Source organism: Paenibacillus polysaccharolyticus (assembly GCF_023714295.1).
Taxonomy (GTDB): domain Bacteria; phylum Bacillota; class Bacilli; order Paenibacillales; family Paenibacillaceae; genus Paenibacillus; species Paenibacillus polysaccharolyticus_A.
Window position 1 is genome coordinate 71,742 of sequence record NZ_JAMAUN010000007.1, and the last position, 18,181, is coordinate 89,922.

At 47.0% G+C, this 18,181-nt stretch carries 17 protein-coding genes; 5 read left to right on the top strand and 12 right to left on the bottom strand.

Annotated elements, in window-relative coordinates:
* Together rph and M3629_RS17300 are read right to left on the bottom strand one after the other, a co-directional pair.
* On the bottom strand, positions 1 to 756 hold the full coding sequence (gene rph, locus M3629_RS17295; RefSeq protein WP_251508725.1) for a ribonuclease PH: 756 nt from the start codon (positions 754 to 756) through the stop codon (positions 1 to 3).
* A gap of 118 nt (positions 757 to 874) precedes the next feature.
* Positions 875 to 1,930, bottom strand: coding sequence for a GerMN domain-containing protein (locus tag M3629_RS17300; protein WP_251508727.1), 1,056 nt, complete (start codon positions 1,928 to 1,930; stop codon positions 875 to 877).
* Positions 1,931 to 2,258: 328 nt separating this feature from the next.
* On the opposite strand from M3629_RS17300, the gene M3629_RS17305 reads away from it, so the two are divergent.
* Complete coding sequence (locus M3629_RS17305; RefSeq protein WP_251508729.1) at positions 2,259 to 2,825, top strand: phosphatidylglycerophosphatase A family protein; 567 nt, start codon at positions 2,259 to 2,261, stop codon at positions 2,823 to 2,825.
* Positions 2,826 to 2,985: 160 nt separating this feature from the next.
* Here M3629_RS17305 and M3629_RS17310 read toward each other — a convergent pair whose 3' ends face one another.
* From M3629_RS17310 to M3629_RS17330, 5 genes are all read right to left on the bottom strand, one after another.
* Positions 2,986 to 3,639, bottom strand: a complete 654-nt coding sequence (locus M3629_RS17310; protein ID WP_251508731.1) for a ferric reductase-like transmembrane domain-containing protein — start codon at positions 3,637 to 3,639, stop codon at positions 2,986 to 2,988.
* Between the two features lie 37 nt (positions 3,640 to 3,676).
* Complete coding sequence (locus M3629_RS17315) at positions 3,677 to 4,723, bottom strand: FAD:protein FMN transferase (protein ID WP_251508733.1); 1,047 nt, start codon at positions 4,721 to 4,723, stop codon at positions 3,677 to 3,679.
* The gene (locus tag M3629_RS17320) at positions 4,720 to 5,052 is read right to left on the bottom strand and encodes a hypothetical protein (protein ID WP_251508735.1); all 333 of its coding nucleotides are present in this window, start codon (positions 5,050 to 5,052) and stop codon (positions 4,720 to 4,722) included. The genes M3629_RS17315 and M3629_RS17320 overlap by 4 nt, the downstream gene beginning before the upstream one ends.
* A gap of 161 nt (positions 5,053 to 5,213) precedes the next feature.
* Positions 5,214 to 6,269: an MBL fold metallo-hydrolase gene (locus M3629_RS17325; protein WP_251508737.1), complete on the bottom strand. Its 1,056-nt coding sequence runs from the start codon at positions 6,267 to 6,269 to the stop codon at positions 5,214 to 5,216.
* 67 nt (positions 6,270 to 6,336) lie between these two features.
* Positions 6,337 to 7,080 (bottom strand): class I SAM-dependent methyltransferase, encoded by a 744-nt coding sequence (locus M3629_RS17330; protein WP_251508739.1) that lies wholly within the window; start codon positions 7,078 to 7,080, stop codon positions 6,337 to 6,339.
* A gap of 248 nt (positions 7,081 to 7,328) precedes the next feature.
* On the opposite strand from M3629_RS17330, the gene M3629_RS17335 reads away from it, so the two are divergent.
* Positions 7,329 to 8,204, top strand: a complete 876-nt coding sequence (locus M3629_RS17335; RefSeq protein ID WP_251508741.1) for a DUF72 domain-containing protein — start codon at positions 7,329 to 7,331, stop codon at positions 8,202 to 8,204.
* A 209-nt stretch (positions 8,205 to 8,413) separates the two neighbouring features.
* On the opposite strand, the gene M3629_RS17340 is transcribed toward M3629_RS17335, so the two are convergent.
* Positions 8,414 to 10,039: a WG repeat-containing protein gene (locus M3629_RS17340; protein ID WP_251508743.1), complete on the bottom strand. Its 1,626-nt coding sequence runs from the start codon at positions 10,037 to 10,039 to the stop codon at positions 8,414 to 8,416.
* 172 nt (positions 10,040 to 10,211) lie between these two features.
* Here M3629_RS17340 and M3629_RS17345 point away from each other — a divergent pair, with 172 nt between their 5' ends.
* The 3 genes from M3629_RS17345 (at position 10,212) to M3629_RS17355 (ending at position 14,676) form a co-directional block, all read left to right on the top strand.
* Entirely contained in the window at positions 10,212 to 11,570 is a 1,359-nt protein-coding gene (locus M3629_RS17345) for a dipeptidase (protein ID WP_251508745.1), read from the top strand.
* Between the two features lie 698 nt (positions 11,571 to 12,268).
* Positions 12,269 to 12,841 (top strand): TetR-like C-terminal domain-containing protein, encoded by a 573-nt coding sequence (locus tag M3629_RS17350; RefSeq protein ID WP_251508747.1) that lies wholly within the window; start codon positions 12,269 to 12,271, stop codon positions 12,839 to 12,841.
* A gap of 254 nt (positions 12,842 to 13,095) precedes the next feature.
* Positions 13,096 to 14,676: an oleate hydratase gene (locus M3629_RS17355; protein ID WP_251508749.1), complete on the top strand. Its 1,581-nt coding sequence runs from the start codon at positions 13,096 to 13,098 to the stop codon at positions 14,674 to 14,676.
* 226 nt (positions 14,677 to 14,902) lie between these two features.
* On the opposite strand, the gene M3629_RS17360 is transcribed toward M3629_RS17355, so the two are convergent.
* From M3629_RS17360 to M3629_RS17375, 4 genes are all read right to left on the bottom strand, one after another.
* Positions 14,903 to 15,274, bottom strand: coding sequence for a hypothetical protein (locus tag M3629_RS17360; protein WP_251508751.1), 372 nt, complete (start codon positions 15,272 to 15,274; stop codon positions 14,903 to 14,905).
* Between the two features lie 76 nt (positions 15,275 to 15,350).
* Positions 15,351 to 16,565 carry an N-acetylglucosamine-6-phosphate deacetylase gene (gene nagA, locus M3629_RS17365; RefSeq protein ID WP_251508753.1) on the bottom strand — a complete coding sequence of 405 codons (1,215 nt, stop codon included), beginning with the start codon at positions 16,563 to 16,565 and terminating at the stop codon, positions 15,351 to 15,353.
* Complete coding sequence (nagB, locus tag M3629_RS17370; protein ID WP_251508756.1) at positions 16,562 to 17,290, bottom strand: glucosamine-6-phosphate deaminase; 729 nt, start codon at positions 17,288 to 17,290, stop codon at positions 16,562 to 16,564. Before nagB ends, nagA begins: the two co-directional genes overlap by 4 nt.
* A 3-nt stretch (positions 17,291 to 17,293) precedes the next feature.
* Positions 17,294 to 18,157, bottom strand: coding sequence for a MurR/RpiR family transcriptional regulator (locus M3629_RS17375; protein WP_154959632.1), 864 nt, complete (start codon positions 18,155 to 18,157; stop codon positions 17,294 to 17,296).
* Positions 18,158 to 18,181: the final 24 nt, after the last annotated feature.

Consider the following 18,181-nt stretch of genomic DNA (forward strand, 5'->3'; position numbering starts at 1 on the left):
TTAAGCCTCACCCAATCCACGTGAACCAATCTTCAGCGCAATCGGTCCAAGAGCTTCTTTTTGCCGCTCGATCATTTCCAAAATTCCCTGTTCGCCAAGTTCCAGCATCGCGTTCAATTCACGGCGGTCAAAGGGTGCTTCCTCACCTGTTCCCTGAAGCTCCACGTATTTACCGCTGCCCGTCATCACCAGATTCATGTCCACTTTGGCTTTGGAATCCTCATCATAATTCAGATCCAGTACCGGCTTATCTCCGACAACACCTACACTCACGGAAGCAAGGAAATCCGTGATCGGGAACACCTGCAGTTTGTGCTGCTGAGCAATTTTGTTCACAGCGAGCGCCAGCGCAACAAATGAACCGGTAATGGACGTTGTGCGTGTGCCTCCATCTGCCTGAATGACATCACAGTCCAGCGTAATGGTACGCTCCCCAAGTGCCTGTAAATTCACTACGGAACGAAGAGCCCGGCCGATCAGACGTTGAATCTCCATCGTGCGTCCTGTCAGTTTGCCGCGATTTGCTTCACGCTGATTCCGGGTATGAGTGGCACGTGGAAGCATGGAGTATTCCGCTGTAACCCAGCCTTTGCCTTGTCCTTTCATAAAAGGTGGAACACGTTCCTCCACCGTCGCCGTACAGATTACCTTTGTATCACCGACTTCAATCAATACAGAGCCCTCGGCGTATTTATTCGTGTTAATTGTTAAATTCATCGGGCGCAGCTGTTCGCTAGTTCGTCCGTTAGATCTCATATTTTCTGCCTCCTACGACTTAAGCATCCTGTAATGTTGAACTTGTTCTCTTTTGCAACAATCCTTTATATTTTACCAAAGAGTTCAGTTAAAAGCACCCTCGGGGCTCTCTTATCTGTTAAATCGGGATTTCATTGATGTATTCTGGCTTGGACACTGGCGCACTGTAATCCCGGTTGTCATCACCTTTGACCGTTTTCTGTCCATTCCATTCAATCTGCACCTTGGCATCTTGGCTGGCTGTATTCTCCGCGGTTGTCAGGACAACGGACTGTAGTAACTCACTAGGTACAATATCCCCTTCTGTGAACATATCATCCTTCAGCGCAACCGTTACCGTGCCATCCTCAGACGTCTTGACAGACTGCAATTCCGTTCCACCTGTCATCACTTCTTCCAATTCTCCGTCCTTCGCCGGCCCCTTGATTAACTCGTTTAAAGCAGCCTGAACGCGGTCTCCACCTGGAGCTACAAGCCGTGTAACCGGAACATAATACTGCACACCGGCAGGAGAAGCGGCTGAAAAATAAACCGTCACCGGACTGCTGTTCGTTGTGAAGGACTCGCCTAAATCCAGATTAATGCCTACTGCACGATTCAGTGGCTCCGGCAGCGGTGTACTGTTGACAGGCATTTGGCTCAGCTTTTTGCCATCCACCCAAATCTGTACATTTTTTATCTCAGGCGTACCTGTCAGCGTCCATGTCACGGCTTCCAGCATTTTACGCTCATCTTTGGCTTCATATTTGGCAAAGTTACCCGAGAACTCGACAACAGCCAGCTTGTCGTCTGCATGGATGGTTACATTCTGCACTACCGTTCCCTGTGGCAATACCCCCTTGAAGCCTTCAGGTAACATTCCAGCATATGCCCCGCCTGTAACTAACGTATCCAAAGCTGCTTTCGGGCTGCTTACATCGGTTCCAGACGGAAGGGTTAACGAGACTGGGGCGAGTAGCCCCTGCTGGTCTTGCAAATACACGGTCGTGAGCGGAAGTGTTGCAAGCTTTCCATTGCCTTCGGCGGCTTGAATCATAGCGGCTTCCTGAATACGTGGCGGCGGATCAATCGCTTCTGGAGATTGGGCACCGAACATTCCACAACCCGTTAATACCACAGGAATGCCAAGTAATGCCGCTACCGATGTCTTACGTAAAGATGGGATTTTTCTCATGATCACGTTCCCCCTCATCATTTTTACAGTTTGTACTACCATGTATACGAGCCTTCGTTCAAAAAATAACTACTTTTTGCACAAGCTCTTGCTCAATCTGGCAATCTTCTTGCAATACCAACATAAAAGCAACGCAAAACGGTTAATAACGTATGTAAGTTAGATGTATACAATCATTGATATATAAGTTGAATGGTTTTTTACACGTTAACGGAGAGGACAGAAAAAACTGGGGATAACCGATACTCTCAAGATCCTTCTGTCATCGAAGTGTTCCCGTGTAAACCTCTTCGTTCAATTTATATTTACACCAGAGGAGGATTCGCCCATGGAACATCCGGAGCAGGAAAAAATCCCTTACAGTCTGAATAGCCGCAAAGTTGCAGAAGCCACAAGGGATTGGTTACACAAAAGGGGCGTCAAGATCCCTGAAATCGCAGAACTGGTCATGCTGCTTCAGAAAAAGTACTATCCTGGACTGACGATGGAAGAATGCATTGATAACGTAGAGATGGTTTTGAAAAAACGTGAGGTTCAGAATGCTGTCCTGACGGGTATCCAACTTGATCTGATGGCAGAACAGGGACAACTAATCTCTCCTTTGCAAGAGATGATTGAGAACGATGAAGGACTGTATGGTGTGGATGAAATTCTGGCCTTCTCGATTGTAAATGTATACGGAAGTATCGGATTCACCAATTACGGTTATGTGGACAAGCTGAAGCCTGGAGTACTGGAACGCCTCAACGATAAAAGCCTAGGGCCAGTGCATACGTTTCTGGATGATATAGTCGGCGCAATCGCTTCGGCCGCGAGTAGCCGGATTGCGCATCGCAAACAATCGGAGATGGAAGAGGCACTGGGAGAAAAGCCAGTCAGCGACGACAAGATTTAGTTTTAGATGGGTAGTCGAAGGAAAACAAGTCGAAAAAAGCGGCCTGTGCGGGCCGCTTTTCTATTTCTTATGGCATAGCTTATAGATTGAGTTTATTGCGCACCATGGCGAGTAATATGCTAGGTAACTGCTTCAAGGTAACTTTTTCATGATGCAACAGCTATTTGAGTTGTTCTTGCCCCAAAGGCACAGCCAATCCGTAGGTTTCTGCCCATTTTCGATCCTTCATCGATTCTGATTCGGTCCGTTTGGGTCCGATCGTGATCTCCGGTCCTTTTCGCTCTCGCATCAGACCACGCAATACCGTGATACCAATAATGCTGACTCCGGTAAATACATACATCAGGCGCATGATCACATGACCCGAATCACTTCCCGTTACCATGCCATGAATCAACAACCCGGCGAAAACCGGATAAGACAACATGTGGAACATAAACCACCATTTGCGCCCCAGCTTGTTTCGTAGATCACTGGACAACAGCACGATCAGCAGGCCGTAGAAAGCTAACGTCCCCAGTCCAGTGCCAATCGGGTGCACTGACGCTGTAAAAGGAATCAACAGCTCTCTCCAGGTAAACGGGCTGTAATGATCAATAACCAACATAAGTGCATGTGTGATGCCAAGTCCAAAGGCAAGCCAGGTTGTTCGTGTATGCCACTTAAACATGACAGCTTTTGGTTTCCCCTTCGCGATCGGCATCCCTTGAGCAATGCCCAGAAACACACCAGCAAAAAGCAATATATATGCAGCAATTCCACTAATACGAATGATATTCCACGTTGGCAGGTAATCTACAATCCACTGTGCCATAACCGGTTCCCCCAAATCTATCAGACTTGTCCCGTTCCTATTCGATCAAGCTAAAACGATGATCCGGGTCGAATCCAGGCCAGCGCTCAGCAAGTGTTGATGGATTTCCTCTAAAATAAACGTTTGCCTCTCGAGTGATCCAAAGAACATCATGTCGGTCATAATGTCGATTAAGCCAGTTCACTGCCTCTGCGCTCCCCAAGATCGATACGGTTTTGGCAATAATTTCGCACTGCGAAGCATGCTGACCAACCACTGTACATTGTAAAATGTCTGTGTCTGCCGGTCTCATCGTCCGGGGATCAATAAGATGATGTGCTGTACAACCCTTGTCATCTTGCCAATGTCTACGTGTAATCCCTGATGTGGCCACAGCCCCTCGTTGTAGCCGTACCGCTCCCGACACATCTTGAATCTGTGGAAACGGACTGTTTACCTCCAGCGTCCAATGAGGATGGTTTGTTGTACCCCATACCTGAATGTCACCGCCTGCATTAATCATTCCCGCAGCAATGTTCATTGTCTTCTGCAGCCAGTCCGCGATACGTTCTACGGCCCAGCCCTTTACAATACCGCCAAGATCCAGCTCCGTTCCCGGGTCAAGATGCACCATTCGGCTCCCTTCCCGCTGTATCCAGCTTGGACGACTGTAGTCATACGGATCTTCCCTCATGCCATGGGTTTCCGATTTTGTTGTAGGTAATAGTCGCTCCAGCAAAGGCCGCTGGGATGTTCGTTGCTGTATCTTTTCAAAGCTTGCATCGTATCCCGATGAACGAAGAGCTTTCATGATGTTGGGCTGGAAGATACCCTCCGTTTGCCCGATATAACCATATGCTAAGCTGAGCACCTCATCCATCGCAGCCGAGACAGAGATCCATCCGTGACTCTCATTCAGACGATTTAATTCACTGTCAGCCACAAAACGACTGAAGCGCTGCTCCTGTGTTTCAAACCAGTTTTTGACGAGCGAGGCAGCGTGTTCCGCCTGTTCTCTATCTGCCGACAACTGCACTTCCACCTTCGTGTTCATCGCGTGAAAATAAAACCGGAGGGGACGTACAGCCTGCTCTATGCGGCTCATGATGCACCTGTGCGTGACCGATAATTGCCACGATTGGTTTCAGAGCCCGAGCGGAACGAATTGGCCTGATCATGATCTGATCCAACCGAGTATCCGTCTGTATCCCAATTGTACTGATCCGTACCTTCTGGAGACCATTCATCCATCACATCGTCACGTGAATCCACACGTGTGGAAGCTGTTATTCCGGTGTCTGTCCCATTCGCCGCCGCATAAGCCGCATCAAAAGCATCCGAAGTTCTTACATATTGAAAGAGTGCAGCCACCGTTAATGTAGCCGCAGCCGAAGCTTGCCATTTCCGCCATTGGTTCCGTTTACGTCTCGTCATCGCTTATCCCTGCTTTCTATAGCGAAGTTCATAGTTGTATGATAGGCTCGCTGGCTTAAAAGAAGCTGAATAAACGGTTAACCGCGCCTAAAGCTTTTCGTTTTTTCTCACAAAAAAAAACCCCGAACAGGTAGTCCTGCTCGGGGATAAGGATGAGATCACTATTGAAAAAAGCTATTATCATCTGTGCCAAATGTGTCTATATGCAACCTATGACTACTAGTAGTTAAATATTGAAAATAAATAATGCCGTCAGCCTGTTGTACCTGTCCCGCCAAGCCACGCCGAATTAATTCCTGTAAATGCGCCAGCGTTTCGCTCATGGCAAAACGAAGTTGATGTGTTCCAAGCCGCTCACCAAATAAATGCAAGCAGACATCATATGCGTGAGCAGGGCATTCCTGCAATCGTTCCGCTAGTTTACCCAGACGTTCTTCATGGTGAGCAAGCAATTCGATCGTGCGTTCCGTAAAACGGGTAAACGGATTTCGGTGCCCCGGATATGCACGTTCCACTGTCAAAGTGCTCAGACGCCGCAAGCCGTCCATGTAGGATTGCAGCGGTTCTGCATCACTGCCCGGTTGCAAACTGATATTGGGCGAGATTTGGGGTAAAACCGCATCTCCGCACAGAATCTCTCTTGATTCATGAGCATAGAATGAGAGATGACCGGGGGCATGTCCCCCCGTTTCCACAGCGATCCATGCTTTTCCACCCATCCGGATAGTATCACCATCTGCAATGATGGTTACCTCAGGAAGCGGTGTGATTTGTGAGATGAATGTTTTCATATGTTCCTTAATTTCGACTGTCTTATGTTGCGGCATGCCATGAAGAAGGTAATACTCTGGCAGTCTCTCTTCAATGCTCGCCCCGGTTCCCCACATAAAATCTGTTTCCTGGCGGGAGCGTGCTGACATTAACACGGGTGCACCCGACATCTGCTGCATCCATCCGGACAATCCCAGATGATCCGGATGATGATGGGTTAGTACAATCTGATGAATATGTTGAAAGGTCAAGCCGAGTCCGTTCAACGCTTCATGCCACTCCTGCTCCGTCTGCGCTGTACGCGGTCCTGGATCAATAATGCTCACCTTGCCATCCGGTTCGGTTAAAATATAACTGTTTACCCATCGAAGTGGAAAAGACATCGTGATTTGAATACAGTGCATCCCTTCTGGCAAAGGTAACGATTCGGTTCTTGTACGTTTCATGGCTTTCCCCTCTCCCTCATTCATAAGTTGAAGCATAGCACCTCGGATACTTACACTGAACACACTTTTAGTCCGCAGGACGATGTCCCACAAAGATCATGCGCGGTGAAGTCTGCTCGTCATACTTCTCTTCATCGTATCCTCCGTGAACCTGATCAACCTGAAGATTTGCATCCTCCAGCATTTCACTCAGTTGCTCACGCGAGTAGAGCTTCACACTTTCCTTATAGATTCGCGGTTCAGTCCCGGCAGAGATGTCCGTGATATGTATTTCCTTTTGCACAAATCCCTCTCGTATCCTGCGAAATTCTTCGATCCGTTGCCCTTCATCTTCACGAACAGAGTGCTGCACGAGATGTTTTTGCACGTAGGCTGTATTAATAAAATCAAGAATGAAACCGCCTCCTGGCTTCAACATTCGATGAATGGCACGCAGGACCTTCAATTGTTCAATATCCTCGGGAAAGTATCCAAACGATGTGAACAAGTTAACTACAGCATCGAATCCACCGCCAAGAGGGATCTTGCGCATGTCGGCATGACACCTTCTAACCCGATGTTCGGTATCCAGTTCTCTGGCTTCGTGCAGAAGTACTTCGGACAAGTCCACTCCCGTCACCTGGAAGCCAGCGTCCGCAAGCGCAAGAGAATGCCTGCCCATCCCGCAGCACAGATCAAGTACTTCTGCATGAGGGTGAAGCTTCAGCCAGTTAATCATTTTATGTACTTCCTCATAAGCACCATGCACATCCCGGTGTTTGTATACAAGCAAATAATCTTCGCCAAAACTTTTTTCGTACCATGCCGTCATGTTAACGTTCGCCCTCCGTATCATCAGTGAACCATAGCCGCCTTGTTTAATTTGCTGGCCAGACCACCCCAAGCTAAGCTAAGGCTGGTGTCCGTTTTGAATCATTTCAAGTTATTGTAACGCTTTAGTACCCAAACTCAAAATGATCGTCTGCCATCCTCGTTGAACGCCTTTACAACGCAAGATATAATGTTAGACATATCATGCTCCTGCGAATCGGTTAAATACATATAACAGGAGGTGTTCTTATGATTCGTATCGGACTTACGGGATGGGGCGATCAGGAAGACCTCTATCCAAATCGTACCCAAGCGAAGGACAAGCTTCGTCTTTACGGACAATATTTCTCCACGGTGGAGGTAGACAGTTCCTTCTACGCCGTGCAACCTCGCGACCGGATGGCCCGCTGGGCTTCGGAGACTCCTGAATCATTTTCATTTATCGTGAAAGCCTATCAGGGAATGACGGGACATCTACGGGGCAAGCCGTATTTTACCAGCACGTCCGAGATGTACAAAGCTTTTCGTGAATCGCTTGAACCTGTGATCGAAGCAGGCAAGATGCAGGCTGCCTTGTTTCAATATCCGCCTTGGTTTGAGTGCAACCGGGACAACGTCAATGAACTACGGGAAGTAAAGCTCCGTATGGAGGGTATTCCATGTGTAATCGAATTTCGTCACCAGAGCTGGTATGCGGACAACATGCGTGAGCGCACGCTTCATTTTCTAAAAGAGCAAGGATGGATTCACAGCGTCTGTGACGAACCACAGGCAGGGCCAGGCTCTATTCCCATTGTGCCCATCGCAACCGATCCTAGGATGACACTCGTCCGTATGCATGGACGCAACGTATCCAGCTGGCAACAAAACGGCGCTTCAAACTGGCGTGAGACACGTTATCTGTATCGCTACAACGAACAGGAGTTGTCGGAATGGAAAGTTTATCTGGAACAGCTGCAGGAGCAGAGTGAAGATGTGTTTGTTATTTTTAACAATAACTCTGCCGGAGATGCAGCAACCAACGCCCAGATGATGATGGAACTGCTAGGTCAGCCTATCAAACCATTTCCCGACCGCACCGAGCCGGAGAAGGAAGAAGGCCCTGAGCAACTGGAGTTGTTTTAAACAGAAAAGAAAGACAGTACATTGGGACTCACCTATAGTTAAATCAGTTAGTGTTCATATCAGAACTCAAATATTTAAAATAAACACCTAAAAAGGTGCCTCTGTTGAGACACCTTTCCCTGGCTCCCATACAACGAATCGTATGAACGCCAATGACCTGTTAACTATACAAAGGCTCATTATCCCAAACACTGATGTACCGAAAGGATCTAACCTTCAAAACCTGAGCGGAATACTTCTTTTCCTTTTGCATTGAAAATAACATAATGACTCTTCTTCCCTACCGGAACCCCGCTGTACATTCCGTCACCAAGGTAGTTTACCATGGAATAGGCTGGGAATATCCGTTTACCCGTTTTAATATTGATTGATGCCGAGATTGAACCATCCTTGGCTTTTAATGCATATTGAACTGTTGCGATCGGATCAATGTCGTGATAATAGTCGGTACGATCAATATCCATAATCTCGTATTTCACATCCATCACGATGTTCCCTCGACTATCCACAATCCCATAGCTTTTATTTAACTTTACTCGGTATAGTGGATTTTTTGTTGTCAATTTCTCAATCTGGTTATTCATGTAATTCGTTCGCTCAATAAGTGGAATCATTTCATCGTATTTCGCAGCTAGTATGGACTCACCACGAGTTCCGATCAATCCATACTTACCATTCTTACGAATGACAGAACTTCCCGCTTGAAACAGATTGGCCTCTTCGTACTGAGCGGGTATTTTAATGTCTCCTTTCTTCGAAACATATCCCCATTTTTGATTAACTTTCACAGCCGCCAGATCCTCTGAAAAAGCCTGCATATCTGTATAACTGGACTCAAATAGTAGGGTTTGATCCTTTTTATAAAAAGCCCATCCGGAACTTTCATCTTTCATATCTCTTACCGCGTAACTTCCATCTCCTGAAAGAATAACCTTTTGTTCACTTTGAGGTTCTACAATCATACGCCCGGATACATCCACGATGCCTTCGCCATTTTGCTTTATTTTCCAAAGTCCACTCTGTGGCTCGCCTAACTTGGAATAATATTCATTGAACGAAACAATTAAGCCATCTTGCCTAACAATAGCGCTATGGTTATCGCGACGGAGCCCCCAATCTAACGTATTACCTGTAAATTCAAGTTTGTTTTTGAACTCTGCAGGTACCACGAGCTGCCCCTTATAATTCATACTTCCCCACAACCCATCGATCTTTACAGGAAATACCCCGGATTTACGATAATCTATTCTATAATCCATCTCTTCGATGTTAAATGTCGTTAGTAATTTCCCTTTGGTATTGATTAATGCCCACTTACCATTCTTTTTGACCATTGCGACTTGATTGTAAAAGCTTGTTCCCTCTTCATATGTAGGAGAAATAACAAATTTGCCTTTCGTATTCATGTAACCAATCTTCCCATTTTTCTTAGCGATGGCGAGCCCATAATCAAACCAACCAATATATTCAATGCTTTTGTCCTGAAATATCACTTTACCTTTATTATTTATTAACTGATTTCTATTTACGACTGCTACACCCTGGTTGAACGCATCTCTTGCTAATTGAAACTGTGGCTTAATAACAAATTTCCCTTCGTAATTGATGAATCCCCACTGCCAGTTTTGACGAACCGGGATGAGTCCATTATCTGCTCGGTCAGTGAACCAAAGATGGCTCAATCCCACATGTTCCTGCGCCTTGTCCCACTCATGATAAACTGGCTCGTTTGCTGCTAGCGCAACCCTCGGTATCATAAGTACTGACGCAATGAGTACCAAGAATGAAATGCCCAGAATTGTAGTGAATCTCTGATATGCTGGTCTTTTCTTCAACACTATTCCTCCATATAAAAGTAATGTTCTTACTCTTTTATTAATACATAAGTAAAAAGAACTATCAATATGGGAACCCAGCATTAGGAAGCATTTTTTTAACCAATGTTTTATTAACATGGCAAAATGGATTACAATAGATTGAAAGCAGATTTGAAGGAGGCCTTTTTCAATGAACGAACAAGCATATTTTGAGCAAAACCGGGACAAACATCTGGCAGAACTGAACGAGTGGTTATCCATTCCGAGTATTTCCGCCATTTCTGAGCATAAAGAAGACATTCAACGTGCGGCACAATGGGCAGCGGATGCACTTACACGTGCGGGTATGGAAAATGTCGAGATTATCCAAACAGCTGGTCATCCCATTGTTTATGCAGACCACCTGCACGCACCGGGCAAACCAACAGCCCTGATCTATGGACACTATGATGTACAACCTGTTGATCCGCTAAATCTGTGGGAGACACCACCTTTCGAACCAACGATTCGTGACGGGAAGCTGTATGCTCGGGGTGCAACGGATGATAAAGGACAAATTTTTATACATATCAAAGCCGTTGAAGCACTGATTGCGGAAAATAAAGAGTTGCCGATCAACATCAAATTCTGCATCGAAGGCGAAGAGGAAATCTCCAGCCCGAACCTGCCAATCTATCTCAACGATCATACGGACAAACTGAGAGCAGACATGGTGTTAATCTCGGATACCTCTCTTTTGGAAAAAGGAAAACCTGCCATCTCCACGGGCCTGCGCGGCCTGTGCTCGATGCATGTGGATCTGTTCACCGCCAATACCGACCTGCACTCCGGTTCCTTCGGTGGCGGTGTACCGAATGCGCTCCATGCCCTCGTCTCCCTGCTGGCATCTTTGCACGATGAGCAAGGCCGCGTGAGCGTGGATGGATTCTATGACGGCGTTCTACCGTTGTCTCCTGAGATGAGAGAAGAATTCGTAAAGCAAGGCTTCAATGAAGAACAGCTTCGTCAAGATCTCGGACTGGAGCAATTGTATGGCGAAGAAGGGTATTCCTTTGTGGAACGTGTCGGGGCGCGCCCAACCCTCGAATTGAACGGCGTATGGGGCGGTTTCCAGGGCGAAGGCAGTAAAACCGTTATTCCAAAAGAAGCTCACGCTAAAATCACTTGCCGTCTTGTCGCTGACCAAGATCCGCAACATGTGCTTGATTCGATTGAAGCTCACCTGCGTGCTCATGTACAACCAGGGGCGACATTGCAGATCAAACAGATCGAGAAGGCTTTTGCGTTCAATACCGATCCGACTGATCCGATCCTGCAAAAAGCCGCAGACGCTTACGAAAAAGTATATGGCGTGCGTGCTCTCTTCACCAAAGATGGCGGCTCCATTCCAATCGTCGAGAAGCTTTCCCGCGTGCTTGGCGTGCCTGCCGTGATGATGGGCTTTGGTCTGCCAGATGAAAATCTGCATGCACCAAACGAGCACTTTAACCTGGAGAACTTTGATAAAGGGTTGCTGACGGTCGTGGAGTTTATGAAAAGCTTGGCTTAACGGTTAAAACGGAAGTGGGACGCGCTTATGTAGACGTTCCGGTGGCGAATCGTTCTTTCGATCGCTGTTATTCCCAGATTTCTTTGTTTCCCTTTCCAAAGGGAGAAATCCGGGAATAAAGGCGAGCGCTTCCCTTCTTCAGAATCGATTTCGCCCCCTCCACTACGTTATGCGCGTTCCTATAAGTCGTTTTAAAAACGTAATCTAGCTTTTACGGGGTTGAGTAGAATAACACAGGGCGCGCTCGTGGAGACGTTCCGGTGGCGAACCGTTCTTTCGATCGCTGTTATTCCCAGATTTCTTTAATTCCCTTTCCGAAGGGAGAAATCCGGGAATAAAGGCGAGCGCTTCCCTTCTTCAGAATCGATTTCGCCCCCTCCACTACGTTATGCGCGTTCCTATAAGTCGTTTTTATAAACGTAATCTAGCTTTTTCGGGGATGAGCACAATAACACAGGGCGCGCTTGTGGAGACGTTCCGGTGGCGAACCGTTCTTCCGATCGCTGTTATTCTCGTTTCAATAATGTAATAACGTAAAAACGATGGCCTAAACGGTCATCGTTTTTTTATTTTCTGTATTTTGCAGTGATCATTGCAATACCATATTAAGGTAAAATGTGGTAGCCTTCTTATGTACGTTTTCAGTAGTACACTCAAGTCGTATGATGACCACAATCTGAATGATGAGGTGAACGGTAATGTCTGCTTCCCATTTGACCAAAACCGCGCTGGCTCATTCGCTTAAATGCCTGATGGAACACACGCCGCTCAATAAAATTACAGTGAAGCATCTGGTGGATGGCTGCGGTGTAAACCGGCAAACGTTTTATTATCATTTTCAGGATATCTACGCCCTGCTTGGGTGGATTTACGAAACGGAAGCGGTGGAAAGTATCCATGAATACCGCAGTTATGATACGTGGACAGAAGGGTTCTACAAAATTTTCTGTTACATCGAAAATAATAAGGCCTTTTGCTGCAATACCCTTGAATCCCTTGGACGTTCTCATCTGGATGGTTATCTCTATCAAGTGACGCATGACCTGATTATGGGTGTCATTGATGAGCTTGCTTGCGGAGTCAAGGTTCGCGGAGAGGATAAAGAGTTTATTGCTAATTTCTATACACTGGCTTTCACGGGTCTCATTATCCAATGGATGCGAAATGACATGAAAGAACCACCCAAACACATCATCGACAAGTTGAGTGAACTGATTGAAGGAAATATAGTCAGAGCACTGCATAAGTATGAGCATAAGTATCAGCACTGATTAAAGGATAAAGAACTAATAGGAGTGTAGATAAGGCACATAACAAGCGGCCATCCCGTTAAGGATGTGCGGCTTATTTTTCTATGATCGTAAATAGTATCAAGTCATCGCTCAATATTCAGACCTAAAACTAGACATTTTTCCAAAAGTGACTAAAAAACAGACAGCTATCTTCTTTTGCTCATACCTTCTTTCCCAGTGCAGGTTTACATTGGAAATGTGAAGAATACACCATCTTTTGGAGGCGATTGATCGTGAAAAAAGAACATGGCTCTAAACAGGTTTATTTTGTCGGCGGCGGTATTGCTTCTCTCGCGGGAGCAGCTTATTTGGTCAGAGACTGTGATTTCCCTGGAGAGAATATTCACATCATTGAGGAGATGCCGATTCTCGGGGGCAGCAATGACGGTGCAGGTAATCCGGAACAAGGTTACGTCATTCGCGGTGGACGGATGCTCAACGATGAGGCATATGAAAATCTATGGGAACTTTTGGCGACCATCCCTTCTATCGAACGTCCGGATATGTCGGTCAGAGAAGAAATTACGGCCTTTGATAACGCTAATCCCACACATTCCAATGCACGGTTAATTAACCGTGATGGTCAGGTTGAAGACGTGTTGTCCATGGGATTCGATATGGTCGACCGGCTGGCGATGGGCAAACTCATCATTACTCCTGAAGACACGCTGGGTAAATTGCGGATCAACGACTGGTTTGCACCCCACTTTTTCCAAACGAACTTCTGGTACATGTGGGCGACGACGTTTGCCTTTCAGCCTTGGCACAGCGCAGTGGAGTTCAAACGATATATGCTCCGATTTTTTCACGAGTTTCCACGAATTCAAACGCTCGAAGGGGTTACACGCACGCCCTACAACCAATACGACTCCATCATTCTGCCGCTGCATCGATATTTGGAGCCGTACGGCGTAGATTTCACGCTAAAATGCACCGTTACGGATTTGGACTTCAAAGAGGGCGACGGAATTACGGTCACAGGTATGCATGTGCTGCGGAACGGTGTCGAGGAGATGATCGACATTCATGAGGGTGATTTGGTCATTGTTACGAACGGATCGATGACGGAAGGTGCTGACCTTGGTTCGATGGCTTCCGCTCCCAAACTGAATGGCAAGGGCAGCTCTTGGAAGCTGTGGGAGAACATTGCGGCGAAAAAACCGATGCTGGGCAACCCTTCTTCATTCAATGATCATATTGATGAGTCCAAATGGGAATCATTCACTGTCACTTTCCAGGACTCCGTTTTCTTTGATCTGATGGAAAAATTCACACGCAACCGCGCGGGTACTGGAGCCCTGGTTACATTCAAAGATTCGAGCTGGTTCATGTCAGTCGTGTTGGCCTTCCAGCCGCATTTCCGGAATCAGCCTGACCATGTTAAAGTATTCTGGGGCTATGGTTTATATCCTGACAACGTAGGGGACTATGTGAAAAAAAGAATGTGTGATTGCACGGGTGAAGAGATTATGCAAGAATTAATTGGCCATCTTCATTTCCAGGAGCACCAAGAGGAGATCATGGCTACAGCCAACTGTATCCCTTGTATGATGCCGTATATTACTGCACAATTCATGCCAAGGCTGAACAGTGACCGCCCTCAAGTCGTGCCGGAAGGTTCTACGAATCTGGCATTTATCAGTCAATTTTGCGAGATTCCAGATGATGTGGTGTTCACGGAGGAATATTCGGTACGTGCCGCACGCATCGCCGTCTACACCTTACTTGGCATCAACCGTCCGGTTGAGCCGATCCATCAATATCAATACGACGTGCGGACGCTGTTCAGCAGTTTCGTGACTTCGTTTAGATAGTAATTGAATATAAAGTTTAGGTGTGATTTGGATTCATTTCTATGACTGTAAATATAAAAAAATCAAATAAAAATATCAAAAGAGCCCTGTCAGAATTAAAATGTACTCTTAGTAAAGGACATTATAATTCTTTGACAGGACTCTTTTTCGAAATGTATCTTTTGGAAAGCTGACTTGCCACTTGTATCAACCATACAGAGGTTGAATTTGAATCATTGCATCCGTCTTACGGGCGAAACGTAGTAAATTTCAGCATGTGCACCAGCTTGGAGAAATGAGCGATCTCCTGATCTACCCCTCTCGTATCGGTTCCCGCCATTGCCTGATTAGCTCGTAGCGTTCTACGAGTATTTAACATACCTTCAATGAGCTTCATGACCGTATTGCGCCCACGATGATCCACAATCATGTATTTTTTACGTTTATCCAGCTCAATCCATACGATGTTATTAAAGGTTGTGAACAGATGTTTGCGGTACTGTTCCATATCCGTCTCATTGTAATGCTCGCCATAAAAAGCATAGTATCCGTGAATGTGCAGCTTCTCCGCCAGCACGGGGATAAACGGATCATGTTCCAACATGGCGTTACGTTCCATGGTTCATGCCTCCGTTAATGATCCGCAGATCTCATTTTTGAGATCTATTTTAACATATTGTTCAGCGTATTTCCTCTCAACTGCCGATCCTTCTGCCCTTCACCCACACCGTATCAATCTCCAAATCCTCATTCAGCAAAACGATATCTGCCTGTTTCCCCTTCGTCAGGGAACCCGTTCGGTGATTAATACCCAGCAAACGAGCTGGCGTCAAGCTGGCTGCTCTAGAAGCAGCGATTAGACTAAGCCCCACTTCTTGCACAAGATAACGGAACCCACGAACCATAGTCAATGTGCTCCCTGCCAGAGCGCCGCCTTCTTTCAACCGCGCCTCACCGTTCTTTACAATAACGGGCAGATCGCCGATCTTGTATTCGCCATCTTCCAGCCCTGCCGCTGACATCGCATCGGTAATCAGCACCAGCTGATCGTTGCCTTGTTTCAGTTGAGCAAGGATCGAAATCGCGGCGGGATGCACATGTATTCCATCGGCAATGACTTCGGCGCTAATACGCGGATCACTTAGCACGGCTCCTGCTGTTCCCGGCTCACGGTGGTGTAGCGGTGTCATCGCGTTAAACGTATGCACGGCATGATGCAATCCCGCCTCCACTGCGCGCTGTACGTCATCGTAAGTTGCATCCGTGTGACCCAGTGCAGCCGTGATCCGCTGTTCCCGTAGCCAGGAGATAACCTCCAGTGCACCTTCACGTTCTGGTGCCAGCGTCACCTGGCGAATGAGGCCGGGATATTGCTTTTCCCATTCTTGCAGCCAGCTAACGTCAGGAAGCACGATATGATCGGGATTTTGCGCGCCAGGCCACTTTGGACTAAAAAAAGGTCCCTCCAAATGCACGCCTTCCAGCTGAGCATATGGCATTTTCTCCGATCGGTAGCGACCTACTTCAGCCAAAACATGATCCAGACGTTCCTTCGGAGCCGTCATGGACGTCGCCAGCATCGCCGTCGTCCCCTGCGAGCTATGAAATGAAGTGATTTTGTCCAACACGTCAGGACTGGCATCCATGAAATCTTCCCCGTTACCACCATGGACATGGATATCGATAAAACCAGGCACAATTAAGCCTTTCCCTTTGGCAGGAATCACTCCCGCTTCTTGCCGAATGGATTCAGGCAGACCTTCCGGTATGCCGGCATATACGATTTTCCCTGCGCGCCAGGCGATCAGGCCATCTTCCAACAGTTCATCGGCAAGCAACAGTCTGCCGCGAAGCAACATTGTCTTTTTCTCACCTTCAGCCTCACTGACTTTAGGATTAGTTTCGGTCATCTAACCAGCCTCCCTGCCGCACGATCCAGCAATACAACCACGTTCGGATGACATTGCAGCAAAGATGCCGGGCAGGATGTGGTAATCGGACCCATGAACGCTTCGCGAATAATCTCCGCTTTCTCTTCTCCACGGGCAATGAGCAGGATCTGTTTCGCTTTTAAAATGGAACCCACACCCATCGTAATCGCTTGCGCTGGAACTTCCTCGATGCTGTCAAAAAAGCGGGCGTTCGCCTTTCTGGTCTCTTCCTTCAGACCCACCACATGGGTGCGCCCCGTCAATTCCGTTCCAGGTTCATTAAAACCGATATGGCCGTTATGTCCGATCCCAAGCAGTTGCAGATCTACAGGTCCACGATCCTCCAAACGTAGCTCGTAATTCGCACATTCCTCCTCCAAGTCTACTGCCTCGCCATTCGGCACATTCGTGCGGGATAGATCGATGTCGATATGATTAAACAGCTGTTCATTCATAAAACTGCGGTAGCTTTCACGATGCTCTGTAGGTAAACCTACATATTCATCCAAGTTAAAAGAAGAGGCCTGTGCAAAACTCACCAAACCTTTTTGATACATCGTAATTAACTGCTTGTAAATGCCCACAGGTGAACTTCCCGTTGCAAGTCCGAGTACGGCACGGGGTTTCGTTTGCAGCAAGCTGGCGATCAAGCCTGCACCTGTCGCGTTCAAATCTTCTTCATTATCAAAAATACGAATATTCATCTGTCAAGCACCTCCGGTGTGATGGAAACGATAGGACTGCACATTGTGATACGACTGCTCAAGTTTAGGTATAAATTGATCAAAATCCGCACTCACCATGCCTGTGAACAAAATATCAATCACATGTAGCAACGCAATTCGTGAAGCCATGTCTCCTCGCCGCATCCCTTCTTCGAGAGAAGATGTGAAAAGCGGGATATCCGATACGGTAGCGAGTGAATTACTGCCATATGACGTCAGCGAGATGGTGGAAGCTCCAGCCTCTTTGGCACAGGTCAAGGCATCGATCGTCTCTGGTGTTTCACCTGAATACGATACGGCCAGCGCCACATCTCCTTGCCCAAGCGAGGAAGCGGATGTAATCTGCATATGGGAATCGGAAAAGGCAGTACAGCTTTTGCCGATCCGCACCAGCTTCTGATAAAAATCCTGTGTAACAATGGACGAAGTCGCCACGCCGTACAGGTCAATACGCCGGGCCTGACACAACAGCTGCACCACTTGTTCCAGCCTGCCCAAATCCAGTAACCGTGTTGTATCCGCAATAGATGCGAGATGATTCGCTTCAATCGCCTCGACGATTTTGGATAAAGGGTTGCCCGCAACAATATCCTGATAGGCCGTTTCATTCGGTGCGTGCGACAGTTCGGCGGCGAGTTTCATTTTGAGATCGGGAAAACCTTTGAAATGAAATGATTTGCAAAAACGAGTCACGGTCGCCGCGCTTGTCCCGCTCTGTTCAGCCAACTGGTTGATGGTCATCCCCGGCACGTCCGATGGCGATTGAATAATCACCTCGGCGATTCGTCTCTCCTGAGAGGGCAAATTGTGCAATTCTTGCTTCAATGCATGTAAGATGGCTGCCATAAGCACCTCTTTATTATGAAAATT

Coding starts and splice junctions, on each gene's coding strand:
- M3629_RS17375 (WP_154959632.1), bottom strand. CDS start 18,157: ATGGCAGCCATCTTACATGCATTGAAGCAAGAATTGCACAATTTGCCC.
- nagA (WP_251508753.1), bottom strand. CDS start 16,565: ATGACCGAAACTAATCCTAAAGTCAGTGAGGCTGAAGGTGAGAAAAAG.
- rph (WP_251508725.1), bottom strand. CDS start 756: ATGAGATCTAACGGACGAACTAGCGAACAGCTGCGCCCGATGAATTTA.
- M3629_RS17325 (WP_251508737.1), bottom strand. CDS start 6,269: ATGAAACGTACAAGAACCGAATCGTTACCTTTGCCAGAAGGGATGCAC.
- nagB (WP_251508756.1), bottom strand. CDS start 17,290: ATGAATATTCGTATTTTTGATAATGAAGAAGATTTGAACGCGACAGGT.
- M3629_RS17350 (WP_251508747.1), top strand. CDS start 12,269: ATGTCTGCTTCCCATTTGACCAAAACCGCGCTGGCTCATTCGCTTAAA.
- M3629_RS17335 (WP_251508741.1), top strand. CDS start 7,329: ATGATTCGTATCGGACTTACGGGATGGGGCGATCAGGAAGACCTCTAT.
- M3629_RS17320 (WP_251508735.1), bottom strand. CDS start 5,052: ATGACGAGACGTAAACGGAACCAATGGCGGAAATGGCAAGCTTCGGCT.
- M3629_RS17310 (WP_251508731.1), bottom strand. CDS start 3,639: ATGGCACAGTGGATTGTAGATTACCTGCCAACGTGGAATATCATTCGT.
- M3629_RS17300 (WP_251508727.1), bottom strand. CDS start 1,930: ATGAGAAAAATCCCATCTTTACGTAAGACATCGGTAGCGGCATTACTT.
- M3629_RS17345 (WP_251508745.1), top strand. CDS start 10,212: ATGAACGAACAAGCATATTTTGAGCAAAACCGGGACAAACATCTGGCA.
- M3629_RS17315 (WP_251508733.1), bottom strand. CDS start 4,723: ATGAGCCGCATAGAGCAGGCTGTACGTCCCCTCCGGTTTTATTTTCAC.
- M3629_RS17360 (WP_251508751.1), bottom strand. CDS start 15,274: ATGGAACGTAACGCCATGTTGGAACATGATCCGTTTATCCCCGTGCTG.
- M3629_RS17330 (WP_251508739.1), bottom strand. CDS start 7,080: ATGACGGCATGGTACGAAAAAAGTTTTGGCGAAGATTATTTGCTTGTA.
- M3629_RS17305 (WP_251508729.1), top strand. CDS start 2,259: ATGGAACATCCGGAGCAGGAAAAAATCCCTTACAGTCTGAATAGCCGC.